The organism is Pseudoalteromonas sp. SIMBA_162, from assembly GCF_046535955.1.
GTDB classification, from domain to species: domain Bacteria; phylum Pseudomonadota; class Gammaproteobacteria; order Enterobacterales; family Alteromonadaceae; genus Pseudoalteromonas; species Pseudoalteromonas marina.
In genome coordinates this window covers 79578-95058 of the sequence record NZ_JAWJBQ010000005.1, presented here as the reverse complement: position 1 = coordinate 95058, position 15481 = coordinate 79578, and the positions used below count along the sequence as shown (strand labels likewise).

Genomic DNA, 15481 nt, shown 5'->3' with positions numbered 1-15481 from the left:
TGTATATAACTGATTAATGCTCTATATTAACGCTTGCTTAATGTTTACAAATTTATACAAAACTAGAGGGACTTTAGTGTGGTTACTTCAAGGACGTTTAAGCCTTCGGGCTCTTCTGATGCAAACTTTTATCGTTTGTTCGATTTGTTATGCTTATTTTTAGCGTTTCAGCTTTCTTCCCTTATTTATTCATTTACCTTTAATACTGCCTACTTGGTTGCGGTGCTTTTTGTTGCTGTAGCTTACATGTATTGCGCCGAAATGTTTTCGGCTTATCGCTCGTGGCGAGCAGGTAAGTTTAGAAACATGGTTTTATGTGCATGGGGTTCGTTAACCATTGCATTTTTATGCCTGTTTGTAATTTCGTTTATGTTTAAATTTACCGAAACCTATTCGCGCATTGGTTTAGGTGTATGGTTTTTATGCAGTGCGTTGTTTTTGTATGCGTGGCGCTTAACCGTGTTTTTATACAAACGTAACCGCCGCAAGCTAGGTATGAATTTGCGCAACGTTGCAATTGTAGGAGCCACCGAAAGCGGCGCTTATTTATTTACCGAAATAGATAATAACGACGAGCTAGGCTTTAAATTTAAAGGTTTTTATGACGACCGAAAACCAGAGCGTTTAAGCGATAAATTGGCTATTGATAGTGTTGAAGGCAGCATACAAACGGCTGTTGACGCAGCTAAAGCGGGTGAGATCGATATACTGTATATTGCACTGCCATTAAAAGCCGAAAAGCGCATTGCCGATATTTTAAAGCAATTGGGCGATACCACGGTAGATGTACACATAATACCTGATTTTTTACTGTCTAACTTAATACACGCGCGTATAGAGCATGTAGGCGAGGTAGACACATTAAGTGTGTTTGAGTCGCCATTTATAGGTGCGCACGAATTTATTAAACGCACCGAAGACATAATAGTAGCCAGCCTTATTTTATTACTTATTTCACCCCTTTTAGTGGTTATTGCTGCGGCTGTAAAAATAACGTCAAAAGGGCCTGTTATATTTAAACAGGACCGCTACGGGCTTGATGGTAAAAAAATTAAGGTATGGAAATTCCGCTCTATGAGCGTGACCGAAAATAGCAATATTGTTACACAAGCTACAAAAAATGATGCGCGTGTAACACCTTTAGGTGGTTTTTTACGCCGTACCAGTTTAGACGAGTTACCCCAGTTTATAAATGTATTAAAAGGCGATATGTCGATTGTTGGGCCGCGCCCGCATGCGGTAGCCCACAACGAGGAATACCGTAAAAAGGTCGACTTTTATATGTTTAGGCATAAAGCAAAACCAGGTATTACAGGCTGGGCACAAATTAATGGGTGGCGGGGCGAAACCGACACCTTAAACAAAATGACCAAACGTGTAGAGTACGATTTACATTACATTAAGCACTGGTCGTTATGGTTTGACATAAAAATTATTTTTTTAACAATATTTAAGGGATTTAAAAATGCAAACGCTTACTAACCCCGTTAAAGGTTTACTATTAGTTGCAGGTATGGGAGTAGCAACTCCCGCAATGGCAGAGCTAAACCCTGGCAGTGTTATGACCAAAGATGGCGCACAAATTACGCCAACTTTAACAACTGGTATTAGCAGTAACGATAACTTTTTTAGTACCCCAACCGACGAAGAGTCGCGTTTAATTTGGACTATAGCGCCAAATGTTGACGCACTAATAGAAGACGGCGTTAACTACTACAACTTTAATGTTGCAACCAGCACAAGCTTGCATAATAAAGACAGCGCCGATAACTTTACCCAAGTTAATTTAAGCGCTGCAACCCATAACGAGTTTACAAGTAAACACAGGCTTGACTTTAATGCCACAGCCGATTGGTTGTTTGAACCACGTGGTAGCGGTTTAACCGAAGGCCTAGGCGATGCAGTAAACGAATTAGTTGAATACCAACAACAAAGCTTAAATGGCCGCTACGAATTTGGCGCCGAAAGCTCAAAAGCTCAAGTGGCTTTAATGGGTGGCTTTTTTAATAAAAAATACCAAAACTTTAGGGCTATATCGCAATTTCGTGATTACGACAGAACCACCCTAGGTATTGTTGGTTACTACAATACCCAAGCAGCTACGCGTACCTTTTTAGAGTTAAAGCAAGAAGACTACCGTTACGATGTAATTGACGCAAATGGTTTAAGCCGTGACTCAGACGACGTAAAAGTATTGTTTGGTATGGAGTGGGATGCAACTGCACTTACATCGGGCTCTGTTAAATTAGGTTACCAAAAAAAGGATTTTGCCGCAGAGCAGCGTGAAAACTTTAGCGGACTTAGCTGGGAGGCGGGTGTTACGTGGCAACCATTGAGCTACTCGTTTGTTGACTTTAGCACTAGCCGCGCCGCAAAAGACCCGCTAGTTGAAGGCGATTACATTCGTGAAAGTGTATACCGTGCAACCTGGACACACGATTGGAACGACCAACTTAGCACCAGTGCTGGCTTGTCGTACACCGACGAAAAATACGTAGGCGAAATTGGCCGTAAAGACAAAACAAGTAATGCTAACTTTGCTGTAAGTTATACCACAAATAGTTTTGGTATGGTTTCGACTTATGTTGACTTTATAGATAAAGATTCTACGCAAGACGCGCTAAAGTTTGACCGTATGGTTGTAGGTATTAACTTTACATTTGCACTAAAGGCTAATTAATGAAATTTGGTATTTTTATTACTGGTTTATTTATAAATTTAGTAATGGGTAATCTTGCGCATGCCGCGCAAGATTATGTTTTAGGTGCGGGCGACAAGGTTGAAATAAAAGTATTTGGCCAGCCCGAACTAGAGGTTACTGCACTTTTAGGTAACAGCGGAGAAGTAAGTTACCCGTTTTTAGGTAAAATTAAATTGGCTGGTTTAAGTACCACGCAAGTTGAAAACCTAATTACCCAAGGTTTAAAGCCCAACTACCTAGTAAACCCAAACGTATACGCACAAGTTATTGAATACCGTCCATTTTATATACATGGCGAAGTGAAAAGCCCTGGCGCATACCCGTACCAACCCGCAATGACAGTAAACCAAGCCGTGGCACTTGCCGGTGGTTTAACCGAGCGTGCATCCCTTGATAAAATATACATATTTAAAGAGCAAACTAAGCAGCAGCAACAAAAAGGTAGCTTAAACAGCCAGATTGCAGCGGGCGATACAATAAAAATAGAACAGCGCTTGTTTTAAGCAATTGTTAGGGCAGTAATAAATGAACCAAATACACGAAAACCCACAAAGCGAAGAAGTAATAGATTTAAGCGCTTATTTAAATGTTATTAAACGTAATAAATGGCGTATTTTAAGCTTTGCATTAGTAGTTACGCTGCTAACTATTATGGTAACGTTAACGCTAATACCGCGTTATACCGCAACCGCTACATTACTTATAGAGGCCGAGCAAAGCAAAGCAGTAAGCTTTGATGAAGTTTACGGGCTCGACTCATCTAAAAAAGAATACTACCTTACCCAGTTTGAGGTTATTAAGTCTGACAGTATTGCACGAGAGGTAATTACTAAGCTTGATTTAAAAGCCCATACCGATTTTATCCCTAAGCCCTCTTTTATTGGTGAGGCCACTGGTTTTGTAAAAGGGTTATTTCCCTTTTTAAATAAAGCCGAAAAGCTACAACTTACTGAGCAAGAGCAACAAGATTTACAAATGCTTGGCTTGCTTGAGGCATTTAAAAGTAGATTAACTGTTTCGCCGATTCGTAAAACACAACTAGTGAAAGTCAGTTTTGAGTCGAGCGACCCAAAGCTTGCCGCTTTAGTGGCTAATACCGTGGGCGAAGTATACATAGAAAGCCAAATGCGCGCCAAAATGGGCATTACTCAGCAAGCGTCTAGCTGGTTAAATACGCGTTTATTTCAGTTGCGTGTGCAACTTGACGACTCTGAAGAAAAACTACAAGCCTACCGTGAAGCGCAAAAGCTAGTAGATATTGAAGGTATTGCAGGTTTAGTGACTCAAGAGCTTGAGCAAACATCGCAGCAATTAGTCACTGCCCGCACCGAAAAAAACAACCTACAAAGTATTAACCGTGTAATAAGCGAATACGGTAATAATAACTTAGAGCTTTTAGGTAGCATGCCTGAAATTACGTCGCACAAAGTTGTGCAAGATGTAAAACGAGAAGTTATTTTAGTAGAGCGTAAAGTAAGTGAGCTTAGTGAGGTTTATGGCCCTAAGCACCCTAAAATAATATCGGCAAAGGCAGAGCTTGCTACCGTTAAAAGCAACTTAAATAAGCAAATTAAAGGCCTTATTACTGGCATAGAAAAAGAGCTTAACCGTATTACCCGCACCGTTAGCGCCCTTGAGGCCGATCTAGTTAAAATACGTGCCGAATACCAAGAGATCACCCGTAAAGAAACCGCCTACAATCAGCTTAAACGCGAAGTTGAAACTAACCGTAATATTTTTAATACGTTTTTATCTCGCTCGCGCGAAACCGAAGTAACTAGCGACTTTAGCTCGGCAGCAGCACGTTTTACCGACCGCGCATACGCACCAAAAGATCCAAGTAAACCTAACAAAAAACTTATTGTAGTTTTGGCGTTTGTAGCAAGCTTTGGTTTTGCAGTAGTTATGAGCTTTGTGTTTGATGCACTTAACGACACGGTTAAAAATAAAAACGACGTTGAAAGCAAACTAGCGCAGCGTATGTTGGGTATACTGCCATTTGTTAAAGTGCCTAAAAATAGCACATTTGGTATACATGCCTATTTTGACGAACATTACAGGCGTTTTGCTGAGTCGGTACGAACATTCCGTACCAGTTTGTTGTTAACCCAGCTAGACCGCGAGCACAAAGTAATTGCGGTTACCTCAAGCTCGCCAGGTGAGGGTAAAACGACTACCTCTACCAATTTAGCTATGTCGCTTGCACAAATGGGCAAAGTGTTACTTATTGACGCTGATTTGCGTAAACCCAGTATTGCAAAACGCTTTGATATACCGGTATTTCATCCAGGATTAAGTAACCTAATTGTAGGTACTGAGCAATTAAGCGAATGTACGCATATTGACGAGCAGTCGGGCGTGACTATTATGCCAAGTGGGCAAATACCGGGTAACCCGTTAGAGCTGCTTTCGAGCAATCGTTTTAATGAGTTATTGGTAAGCTTAAAAGAGACTTACGACCATATAATTATTGATACACCGCCAACTCAAGCGGTGAGTGATGCACTTGTTATTTCGCAAAATACCGACTCGGTTATTTATGTAGTTAAAGCCGATTTAACACGCATTAAACCGATTAAAGCAGGTATTGAGCGTTTGTTTGAGTCTAAGGCGCATATTGCTGGGGTTGTTGTTAACCAAGTAGATATAACTAAGTCGAAAGAAGAGCATAATTATGGCTACTACGACTATTACGATTACTCTCAAAAATCTGAACAGTCGTAAATAACGGTTATTATGATAGATATACATTCCCACATATTACCTGGGCTTGATGATGGTGCTAAAGACTTAACTGAGTCTTTAGCGCTTTTAACCATAGCGCAAGCCGATGGTATAACCCACATGGTTGCCACACCGCACATTCATTTAGGCCGCTTTAATAATGCGGCTTCGCACATTTACGACGACCTAGCTAAATTAAAACAAGCTGCGCATGATGCCAATATTAATATACAGCTAGCCGTAGCTGCAGAAGTTAGGCTCGATGTAGAGCTTATGACGTTAGTAATGAGCAAAAAGCTACCGTTTATTGGCAATGTAAATGGCGCAAATTATGTGTTACTTGAGCTACCGCATTCCCATGTGCCGCAAGGGTTTGACAAGTTTATTAATTGGTTGGCTAAGCAAAATATTAAAACCATTATTCCGCACCCTGAACGTAATCGCGATATTCAAGCTAAACCGTTTTACATAGAGCGCTTAAAGCAATTGGGCTGTGAATTTCAGTTAACAGCCTCTAGCATTGAAGGCGAGTGGGGCGAACAAGCACAAACTATTAGCGTTGATATGCTTAAAAACGGCTTAGTAACTTACGTTGCAAGCGATGCCCATTCGGTTAAGCGCAGGCCGCCTATTTTAAGTAAAGCAAAACGTATTGTTACCGAGTTAGTAGGGGCGGAAAGCGCTCATGCGCTATTTGTAACTAACCCGCTAAATTTAACGGCGTCTTTATTTAATGAGTAGCACTAGTAAGGTGTTTAAATACGTTAACGTTTTAGTGTTGACACTTATTACACTGGCTATTTGTTATACCAGTTTACAAAGTATGCGCGCGAATGCGTGGTACTTTAATGCAAAAAATACTCTGCAGGAAATTACGGGTAATAATATTGATATACAGCAGCTTAACTTAGCAGACGACGCTATAAGTTTGGCAAGCTCGCTCGACCCAACCCACCCTCATTATTTGCAGTTAATGGCGCATGTAAAATTGCTTAAGTTAGCGGTTAGTACAAACCAGCCAGATGATATAGCTGCAAGTTACAAACAAATAGAGCAGTTATTATTAAAGTCGGTAGCCCTTCGTGAAACGTGGTCCGAAACCTGGATTGCGTTGGCAAAGGTAGTGAGTTACCAAAATGGCCCAACCGATCGGGTGTACGATTATATTCAACAAGCTAAGCTTGTTGGCCCGTATAAAATTGAGGTGCATTTAGGCGCTATAGAAATAGCGCTAATGAACTGGCAACAACTCCCTCCAAAATATAAAGCCTTGTATGTAAACGAGCTAAAACTTGCGGCTAAGCACGGGCATAAGTTTTCTCGTGCGTTCGATATTGCTAAGCAGGTAGATGCGTTACCTATTTTATGTTTGTCTCTTAAATTTGGCGCTCATTTTGAGCCGGTCAGAAACAGCTGGATGTTTAAAAAACAGTGTAAATAGGTTTTGTTAGGGAAGGGATTTTAGATGTCAGATATTAGCTCTTAAACCCCACTACCTAGAGCCTTTAGTGAGTCCCAAAGAAATTTGCTTGCATTTACTTGTAGAGGTAAAGCTCGCTCACGTTAGAAGCGCAGCTTCTTGTTATTTATAAATGAATTGCTACCACCGAGAACACCGAGGCGCTGCGCGCTACACAGAGAAGACATAAGTAATGATTAATCACTTCTCCTTGTTTTCTCCTTCACTGCTCGGTGGTGACATAATCACTTAGTAATGTACGGTGCTGATGTATTGTAGGCGCCTTGCTTGCTGGCGCTTTATTTATAGATATGTAAAAGCGTTGCTTTTATACGCCAGCAAGCTGCGCGTCTACGGTGTAAAGTTTAAGTTAGTTTTGTAGACGTTGAGCTTGCTCACGTTAGAAGCGAAGCTTCTTTTAAAAGATCATTTGCACAAAGAGAAGCGAATGAGAAGTAAATGAGAAAACATTAAGACATTAATGCTGTTTTTTATTTAATCACTAAATCACTGCTCTAAAGCGCAGCGTCTCTCAGCCTCTTTGTGCAATATTTAATTAATTTTTAATAACTTGCGTGAGCAAGCTTCTTGTTATTTATAAATGAATTGCTACCACCGAGAACACCGAGTCGCTTCGCGCTACACAGAGAAGATTTAAGTAATGGTTAATCACTTCTCCTTGTTTTCTCCTTCACTGCTCGGTGGTGACATAATCACTTAGTAATGTACGGTGCTGATGTATTGTAGGCGCCTTGCTTGCTGGCGCTTTATTTATAGTTATGTAAAAGCGTTGCTTTTATACGCCAGCAAGCTGCGCGTCTACGGTGTAAAGTTTAAGTTAGTTTTGTAGACGTTGAGCTTGCTCACGTTGAAGCGCAGCTTCTTGTTATTTATAACAATATGACCACCGAGAACACTGAGGCGCTGCGCGCTTCACAGAGAAAAACAAAGTTAAGCCCATAAATATTTACCAGCCTTTAAGTCACTTCTCCTTGTTTTCTCCTTTACTTCTCGGTGGTGACATAATCATTTTTTTAATCAATTAAATGTAAAAGCGCAGCGTCTCTTAACCTCTTTGTGAATTTCTATTTCATTTCACTGGTGTATTTAAGTAGACAAAAAAATGCCCAGAGTGATTTAGGGAAACTCTGGGCTATAACGGGCTCTTTTGAGCCTTGCGCTAACTAAAAACTTTCTAATTCATAGGGAGAAGTTGAAAGTGTTTTAAGTATAGCTAAAGCTCTTAAAATTACATATTTTTAGTGCATTTTTTATACTGCAGTTAATACAAACACTTAACTTTGTTGTGCACATTTTATACGTGATTTGCGTGTGTTTACTCCCAGTTTATTAACTGGGTATTTTGCACTAAATCGCGCGGTAGTGAGTTTTTGATCTTATTTTTTTGCCATTTACCTAGCCCAATTGGGCAGCCGCATAAAGTTAATACCACTTCGCCTAGCTCTTTTGTAGGCTCGGCTAATCGAACATCTTTACCATTAAAGTAGTCGTTTGCTTGTTCGCTATTTAACGCATACGTGTTGGTTTTACACGCATTGCCTAAAACTGTAGCAAACTCGTGGGTTAGCCTTACGCCGTTTTTATGAATAATGCCTATTTGAATACCTAAGCGGGCGTATTTAATTTTGTTTTGAATTGCATCAAACCCCTGCGGGAATAACCACAGTTCTTTGTCGCGCTGCATTAATGTGCCGGGTAAGTTTGTTAAACCAAAGTGTTTTTTAAGCTCGCTCATAAATGCAGTTGTTGGTTTTTTATCAAACTCAACAAACGGGAATGCACCTTTTTTAACTGTTTGGTTTGGGTTGTTACAACTTGCGTGCTTTTTAAACTTAGCAATAAAAAAGCCTTCGCTGTCGTAGGTTTGCGGCCATACATGCAAATAACCTTCGGCAGTTGTTGCTTTATCGGCCCCCGGAAATAAATCGCTAAGCGACTCGGGTGCTATAAACTCGCCAAATTCAGCAAGCAAATATTCGCATACTTGCTGGTTTTCGAGCGGGGTGAGCGTACAGGTTGAATAAACAAGCGTGCCGCCGGGTTTTAACGCGTAAAATGCGCTTTTTATTAAGTCTTTTTGTACTTGGGCTATTTGAATGTTTGATTCGATTGACCAATTTTTTAATGCGTCTGCATCTTTACGTACGGTGCCTTCGCCAGAGCAGGGCGCGTCTAGCAATATGCTATCGAAACATTCATACATGTAGTTACCAAATATAACGCCATCAAAGTGTGAAAGCGCACAGTTACCCACACCCATACGTTTTAAGGTGGCACTCAATACTTTTAAACGCGACGACGAGAGCTCGTTTGCTACTAGCACGCCTTGGTTGTTCATTAGTGCTGCTAGCTGCGATGTTTTAGAACCCGGCGCCGACGCCATATCAAGCACTGTGTTGCTTGTTTGTATGCTTTGCTTAAGCGCGATAGGCGGCAGCATTGAGCTTGCCTCTTGCACGTACATGGCGCCGCTTAAATGCAAGTCGGTATTACCCAGGGCTAGATTTTGTTCTTCATTACTTGGGCGTTCTAGCCAAAAGCCTTCGCTGCACCAAGGAATTGGCGTAAGTTGCCAATTTTTTTGCTCCGCTTTTTTAATAAAGTCTTCAACGGTTATTTTTAATGTATTAACGCGGATAGATTTTCTGAGTGGGCGACGACACGCATTTATAAAGTCATCTAACTTTAAATGATTAGGCAGGTAGGTTTTTACGTCGTCGATAAAGTGCTCAGGAATAAAAGTATTGGCGTTCACGCGCTAGCTCGTACATTAAAAATAAAGCGCGATTTTAGCACTTAAATAACTAAATTTCAGTGTTAAAAACGCGCCCCCTAATTAAATGGTGTTGTCGACACTTTGTGGTTTTTAGGTATTTATAAACTATTTTGATCATACTTTAGACTAATAGTGTCGACAATGAGGCTGTTTTTTAGCTTTTATGTTGGGTTTTAGGGTTGACATGTTTTTTTAATGCGCCCATTATGGCGATACAAATTGTCGACAATCTATAAAATAACTTATGACAGACTCATTTTCAAACGAAGCGCCCGTTACCACAGCATCCGATCAGGTATTTGTAAATATGCGCCGTGAGATTGTTGAGGGCACTATTGCCCAAGGTAGTAAAATTTCGGAGCCTGAGCTTGCAAAGCGTTACGGCGTAAGCCGCGCAACATTGCGTGAGGCGCTAAACCGCCTTGAAAGCTGTTATTTAGTTGAGCGCAAAGCCAATGTAGGTTGTCGTGTTGTAGCGCTTACCGCTGAGCGTTTAATTGAGGTTTACCAAGTACGCAGCTCGCTCGAGGGCTTGGCGTGCCGCTTAGCTGCCGACAATATGGAGCCTGATGAGATTAAAGGCTTAAAGCAATTGCTTAATCAACATTTACAAACGCAGCGCGTTAAAGAAGGCGAGTCGTACTACCAAGAAGCAGGCGATTTAGATTTTCATTATCGCATTATTAAAGGCAGTAAAAACGCGCATTTGATTCATTTGCTTTGTAACGACCTGTATCAATTAATACGCATGTACCGCGTGCAAATGGGCATGGTGGGGCCGCGTGTATCAAAAGCGTTTGACGAACACTTAGCCATTATTAACGCGATTGAAAACCACGACGGCGAACTGGCCGAAATGCTAATGAAGCGCCATATAAGTGCGTCGCAAGCGAATATTCAAACCAAATTTGATTTATACCAATCTGAATAACTGTTTACTCATACAGATTGGTATGAGCCGCTAAAAGCTAAAAGTTAAGCAAAATAGTTAAAGCGTCATATACAAAGATTAAAAATATAAGTTACTCCATGTAGCCACCGTTCAAAGAGAGGAAATGACATGTCAGCAGGATATAAATTTAAACAAGCTATTGCTAATAATCGCCCTTTACAAGTAGTGGGCACTATTAATGCCTACACAGCAATGATGGCTGAAAAAATGGGCCACCAAGCTATTTACCTTTCGGGTGCGGGTGTTGCTAATGCCTCTTTCGGTATGCCTGATTTAGGTATGACTAGCCTAGACAACGTGCTTGAAGATATTCGCCGTATTACCGGTGCAAGCGATTTACCTTTACTTGTTGATGCAGATACCGGTTGGGGCGGGGCGTTTAACATTGCACGTACCGTTAAAGAAATGACCAAAGCAGGCGCGGCGGGTTTTCATATAGAAGATCAAGTGGCGCAAAAGCGTTGTGGCCATCGCCCAAATAAAGAAATTGTAAGCCAAGGCGAAATGGTTGACCGTATTAAAGCCGCGGTAGATGCCAAAACCGATAGCGATTTTTACATTATGGCGCGTACCGATGCGTTTCAAAAAGAAGGCTTAAATGCGGCCATTGACCGCGCAGCAGCCTGTGTTGAAGCTGGCGCCGATGCTATTTTTGCTGAAGCTGTACACGACCTTGCCGATTACCAAGCATTTGCCAATGCGTTAAATGTGCCTATTTTGGCTAACATTACTGAGTTTGGCCAAACGCCAATTTATACCAAAGAGCAATTAAGTGATGTGGGCGTTGAAATGGTGCTTTACCCACTCAGTGCGTTTAGAGCGATGAATAAAGCGGCACTAAACGTTTACTCTGCTATTTTAAATGAAGGCTCGCAACAAAGCGAAATTGAAAACATGCAAACCCGAGCTGAGCTTTACGACTTTTTAGATTACCACACATACGAAAACACACTCGATAACCTTTTTTCATCAAAATCTGACAAATAATAATTATTAAATTAGACAACACACAAATTTAAGATAGGAGAAGATCATGGTAGATAAAGCATTAGGTGGCGCAGGTTTACGCGGACAAGTAGCAGGCCAAACGGCATTATGTACAGTTGGCCAGAGTGGCTCGGGCTTAACGTATTGTGGTTACGATATTAGCGAGCTGGCTGAAAAAGCGCAGTTTGAAGAAGTGTCGTTTTTACTTTCACGCGGTGAGTTACCTACATCTAGCGAGTTGGCTGAGTACAAAGCAAAACTAAAAAGCTTACGTGGCTTGCCAGATGCACTTAAAACCGTGCTTGAAAATATTCCTAAAGACGCGCACCCAATGGATGTAATGCGTACAGGTTGCTCTATGTTGGGTAACCTTGAAATGGAACTTGATTTCAGCCAAGCAAACGATGCGATTGACCGCATGGTTGCAGTGTTCCCAAGTATTATTTGTTACTGGTACCGCTTTTCACACGATGGTGTTCGTATTGAACCACAAACAGACGACGATTCAGTAGGCGCACACTTTTTAACGTTATTACACGACAAAGCACCAAGCGAGTTGTTTGCGCAAGTAATGAATGTGTCGCTTATTTTATACGCAGAGCACGAATTTAATGCCTCTACGTTTACAGGGCGCGTGTGTGCTTCTACTTTGTCTGATATTCATTCGTGTGTAACGGGTGCGATTGGTACGTTACGCGGGCCATTACATGGTGGTGCAAACGAAGCTGCAATGGACATGATTGAAGGCTTTACTAGCGCAGAGCATGCTGAGCAAGAAGTAATGGGTATGCTTGAGCGTAAAGATAAAATTATGGGCTTTGGCCATGCTATTTACCGTGAGTCGGACCCGCGTAATGTAATTATTAAAAAGTGGTCTGAAAAATTAGCGGCTGAGGTGGGCGATGATGTGCTTTACCCGGTTTCTGTTCGTTGTGAAGAAGTAATGTGGCGCGAGAAAAAGTTATTTTGTAATGCTGATTTTTTCCATGCATCGGCTTATCACTTTATGGATATTCCCACTAAGTTGTTTACGCCAATATTTGTGATGAGCCGCGTTACAGGTTGGACAGCTCACGTAAAAGAACAACGTGCTAATAACCGTATTATTCGCCCAAGTGCAGATTACACAGGGCCAGACGCACGCAGCTATACGCCAATTGAATCAAGAGGCTAATTAGTTAGCATTTAAGGTGAGCCTAGCTCACCTTTTTGCCTTTTTATTTCCCGTCACTTATTAGCGAATTTTTATTATGACCATAATTAATAACACTCAGTACCGCAAACCGCTTGCGGGCTCAAATGTAGATTACTACGATACCCAAGCCGCTGTTGATGCCATTAAACCAGGCGCTTATGCCACACTTCCTTATAGCTCGCGTGTATTTGCAGAAAACTTAGTACGCCGCTGCGACCCTGCCATGCTTACCGATGCACTCAGCCAAATAATTGAGCGTAAACAAGATTTAGATTTTCCGTGGTATCCGGCGCGTGTGGTGTGCCACGATATTTTAGGCCAAACGGCCCTTGTTGATTTAGCAGGCTTGCGCGATGCAATTGCCGCTAAAGGTGGCGATCCCTCTAAAGTTAATCCTGTGGTACCAACGCAGTTAATTGTTGACCATTCGTTAGCGGTTGAACATGCAGGCTTTGATCCTGAGGCGTTTGAAAAAAACCGTGCCATTGAAGACCGCCGAAACGATGACCGTTTTCATTTTATAAACTGGACTAAAACCGCGTTTAAAAATATTGATGTGATCCCGCCAGGTAACGGCATTATGCATCAAATTAACCTTGAAAAAATGTCGCCTGTTATTCAAAACCGCGATGGCATTGCATTCCCAGATACGCTTGTAGGGACCGACAGCCATACCCCGCATGTTGATGCATTAGGTGTTATTGCAGTGGGTGTAGGCGGGCTTGAAGCTGAAAGCGTTATGCTTGGCCGCGCGTCTTACATTCGTTTACCCGATATTGTAGGCGTAGAGCTTACGGGTACTCGCCAGCCTGGTATTACCGCTACCGATATTGTGTTGGCGATTACTGAGTTTTTACGCGAGCAGCGTGTTGTATCGACCTATTTAGAGTTTTACGGCGAAGGCGCCGATGCGCTAACGCTTGGCGACAGAGCAACTATTTCAAACATGACGCCAGAATTTGGTGCGACTGCGGCGATGTTTTATATCGACGATAAAACAATAGACTATTTACGTTTAACAGGGCGCGATGAAGAGCAAATAGCCCTTGTAGAAAACTACGCTAAAACGGCTGGCCTTTGGAGCGATAGCTTAAAAACCGCAAAATACGAGCGTGTTTTGACCTTTGATTTATCAAGCGTTGGCCGCAATATTGCGGGGCCTTCTAATCCACATCGTCGTGTTTCAACCAGCGATTTAGCGAAAGAAGGTATTTCGGGCGTTGTTGAAAACGAAGAAGGCTTAATGCCAGACGGTGCGTGTATTATTGCGGCAATTACCAGTTGTACTAATACTAGCAACCCGCGCAATGTAATAGCTGCAGGTTTGTTAGCGCGTAATGCCAATGCAAAAGGGTTAATGCGCAAACCTTGGGTTAAAACTTCGTTAGCGCCGGGCTCTAAAGCCGTGCAATCGTACCTTGAAGACGCAAACCTATTGCCAGAGCTTGAGCAGCTTGGTTTTGGTATTGTTGGCTTTGCGTGTACTACCTGTAACGGTATGAGTGGGGCGCTTGACCCTGTTATTCAAAAAGAAGTGATAGATCGCGATTTATACACAACGGCTGTGCTTTCGGGTAATCGTAACTTTGACGGGCGTATTCACCCTTATGCAAAACAAGCCTTTTTGGCATCACCGCCTTTGGTTGTAGCTTATGCTATTGCGGGTACGATTCGTTTTGATATTGAAAAAGATATTTTAGGACAAGATCAACAAGGTAATGATGTAACCCTTAAAGATTTATGGCCAACCGATGAAGAAATAGATGCAGTAATTCAACAAAGCGTTAAGCCTGAGCAATTTAAAAAAGTGTACGAGCCTATGTTTGACTTAACCGTAGATTACGGTGAAGACAACGACCCACTTTACGATTGGCGAGCGCAAAGTACCTATATCCGCCGCCCGCCTTATTGGGAAGGAGCACTTGCTGGTGAGCGTACCATGAGTGGTATGCGTGCTTTGGCGGTATTGGGCGATAACATTACAACGGATCATTTATCACCTTCTAACGCAATTATGGCAAGCAGTGCAGCGGGCGAATACCTCACTAAAATGAATGTGCCTGAAGAAGACTTTAACTCGTATGCAACGCACCGTGGCGACCATTTAACGGCCCAGCGTGCCACGTTTGCTAACCCTAAATTACTTAACGAAATGGTACTTGATGAAAACGGTGACGTTAAGCAGGGGTCTTACGCGCGTATAGAGCCAGAGGGTGAAAACACGCGCATGTGGGAAGCAATCGAAACTTACATGCAACGGAAACAACCACTTATTATTGTGGCCGGTGCTGATTACGGGCAAGGATCGTCGCGCGATTGGGCGGCAAAAGGCGTAAGGCTTGCCGGTGTTGAAGTTATAGCTGCTGAAGGCTTTGAGCGTATTCACCGTACTAATTTAATTGGTATGGGCGTTTTACCACTTGAGTTTGCACCAGGCACGACACGTAAAACATTAAACCTTGATGGTAGTGAAAGCTACGATGTAAAAGGCGCACCAGCACCGGGCGCCACTTTAGAGCTTGTGATCACCCGTAAAAATGGTGAAGTGCTGACTGCAGCAATGAAATGCCGATTAGATACGCAAGAAGAGCTTTCTATTTATGCTGCTGGTGGTGTATTACAGCGTTTTGCTCAAGACTTTTTAGAAGCGACAAACGCGTAATAAG

General features: G+C 42.1%; 11 protein-coding genes. 10 read left to right on the top strand and 1 reads right to left on the bottom strand.

The genetic code is table 11. The features are described 5' to 3' along the window. Positions 1–78 precede the first annotated feature (78 nt). The 6 genes from R0J88_RS05285 to R0J88_RS05260 are packed head-to-tail and all read left to right on the top strand — an operon-like array spanning position 79 to position 6866. Positions 79–1482: an undecaprenyl-phosphate glucose phosphotransferase gene (locus R0J88_RS05285; RefSeq protein WP_410899324.1), complete on the top strand. Its 1404-nt coding sequence runs from the start codon at positions 79–81 to the stop codon at positions 1480–1482. Then, on the top strand, positions 1466–2680 hold the full coding sequence (locus tag R0J88_RS05280; protein WP_410899323.1) for an outer membrane beta-barrel protein: 1215 nt from the start codon (positions 1466–1468) through the stop codon (positions 2678–2680). Before R0J88_RS05285 ends, R0J88_RS05280 begins: the two co-directional genes overlap by 17 nt. Continuing rightward, positions 2680–3204: a polysaccharide biosynthesis/export family protein gene (locus R0J88_RS05275; protein WP_410899322.1), complete on the top strand. Its 525-nt coding sequence runs from the start codon at positions 2680–2682 to the stop codon at positions 3202–3204. Before R0J88_RS05280 ends, R0J88_RS05275 begins: the two co-directional genes overlap by 1 nt. Before the next feature lie 22 nt (positions 3205–3226). Further along, positions 3227–5425 (top strand): GumC family protein, encoded by a 2199-nt coding sequence (locus R0J88_RS05270; RefSeq protein ID WP_410899321.1) that lies wholly within the window; start codon positions 3227–3229, stop codon positions 5423–5425. A gap of 12 nt (positions 5426–5437) precedes the next feature. After that, on the top strand, positions 5438–6166 hold the full coding sequence (locus tag R0J88_RS05265; RefSeq protein WP_410899320.1) for a tyrosine-protein phosphatase: 729 nt from the start codon (positions 5438–5440) through the stop codon (positions 6164–6166). Beyond that, positions 6159–6866: a VpsP family polysaccharide biosynthesis protein gene (locus tag R0J88_RS05260; RefSeq protein ID WP_410899319.1), complete on the top strand. Its 708-nt coding sequence runs from the start codon at positions 6159–6161 to the stop codon at positions 6864–6866. The genes R0J88_RS05265 and R0J88_RS05260 overlap by 8 nt, the downstream gene beginning before the upstream one ends. 1354 nt (positions 6867–8220) lie before the next feature. Here R0J88_RS05260 and rsmF read toward each other — a convergent pair. Then, the gene (rsmF, locus tag R0J88_RS05255; RefSeq protein WP_410899318.1) at positions 8221–9660 is read right to left on the bottom strand and encodes a 16S rRNA (cytosine(1407)-C(5))-methyltransferase RsmF; all 1440 of its coding nucleotides are present in this window, start codon (positions 9658–9660) and stop codon (positions 8221–8223) included. A 265-nt stretch (positions 9661–9925) separates the two neighbouring features. Here rsmF and R0J88_RS05250 point away from each other — a divergent pair, with 265 nt between their 5' ends. The 4 genes from R0J88_RS05250 to acnD all read left to right on the top strand — a co-directional run bounded on the left by R0J88_RS05250 (position 9926) and on the right by acnD (position 15477). Then, positions 9926–10612, top strand: coding sequence for a GntR family transcriptional regulator (locus tag R0J88_RS05250; RefSeq protein ID WP_010556308.1), 687 nt, complete (start codon positions 9926–9928; stop codon positions 10610–10612). Between the two features lie 129 nt (positions 10613–10741). Then, complete coding sequence (gene prpB, locus R0J88_RS05245) at positions 10742–11620, top strand: methylisocitrate lyase (RefSeq protein ID WP_006794390.1); 879 nt, start codon at positions 10742–10744, stop codon at positions 11618–11620. Positions 11621–11666: 46 nt separating this feature from the next. Further along, the gene (gene prpC, locus R0J88_RS05240) at positions 11667–12794 is read left to right on the top strand and encodes a 2-methylcitrate synthase (protein WP_410899317.1); all 1128 of its coding nucleotides are present in this window, start codon (positions 11667–11669) and stop codon (positions 12792–12794) included. 76 nt (positions 12795–12870) lie between these two features. Next, positions 12871–15477, top strand: coding sequence for a Fe/S-dependent 2-methylisocitrate dehydratase AcnD (gene acnD / locus R0J88_RS05235; protein WP_039037182.1), 2607 nt, complete (start codon positions 12871–12873; stop codon positions 15475–15477). The last annotated feature ends 4 nt before the right edge of the window (positions 15478–15481 follow it).

Excerpts from the sequence above, each read along its gene's own strand:
- R0J88_RS05270 (WP_410899321.1), top strand. The coding sequence starts at position 3,227 with ATGAACCAAATACACGAAAACCCACAAAGCGAAGAAGTAATAGATTTA.
- R0J88_RS05275 (WP_410899322.1), top strand. The coding sequence starts at position 2,680 with ATGAAATTTGGTATTTTTATTACTGGTTTATTTATAAATTTAGTAATG.
- R0J88_RS05260 (WP_410899319.1), top strand. The coding sequence starts at position 6,159 with ATGAGTAGCACTAGTAAGGTGTTTAAATACGTTAACGTTTTAGTGTTG.
- R0J88_RS05280 (WP_410899323.1), top strand. The coding sequence starts at position 1,466 with ATGCAAACGCTTACTAACCCCGTTAAAGGTTTACTATTAGTTGCAGGT.
- R0J88_RS05250 (WP_010556308.1), top strand. The coding sequence starts at position 9,926 with ATGACAGACTCATTTTCAAACGAAGCGCCCGTTACCACAGCATCCGAT.
- acnD (WP_039037182.1), top strand. The coding sequence starts at position 12,871 with ATGACCATAATTAATAACACTCAGTACCGCAAACCGCTTGCGGGCTCA.
- prpC (WP_410899317.1), top strand. The coding sequence starts at position 11,667 with ATGGTAGATAAAGCATTAGGTGGCGCAGGTTTACGCGGACAAGTAGCA.
- prpB (WP_006794390.1), top strand. The coding sequence starts at position 10,742 with ATGTCAGCAGGATATAAATTTAAACAAGCTATTGCTAATAATCGCCCT.
- R0J88_RS05265 (WP_410899320.1), top strand. The coding sequence starts at position 5,438 with ATGATAGATATACATTCCCACATATTACCTGGGCTTGATGATGGTGCT.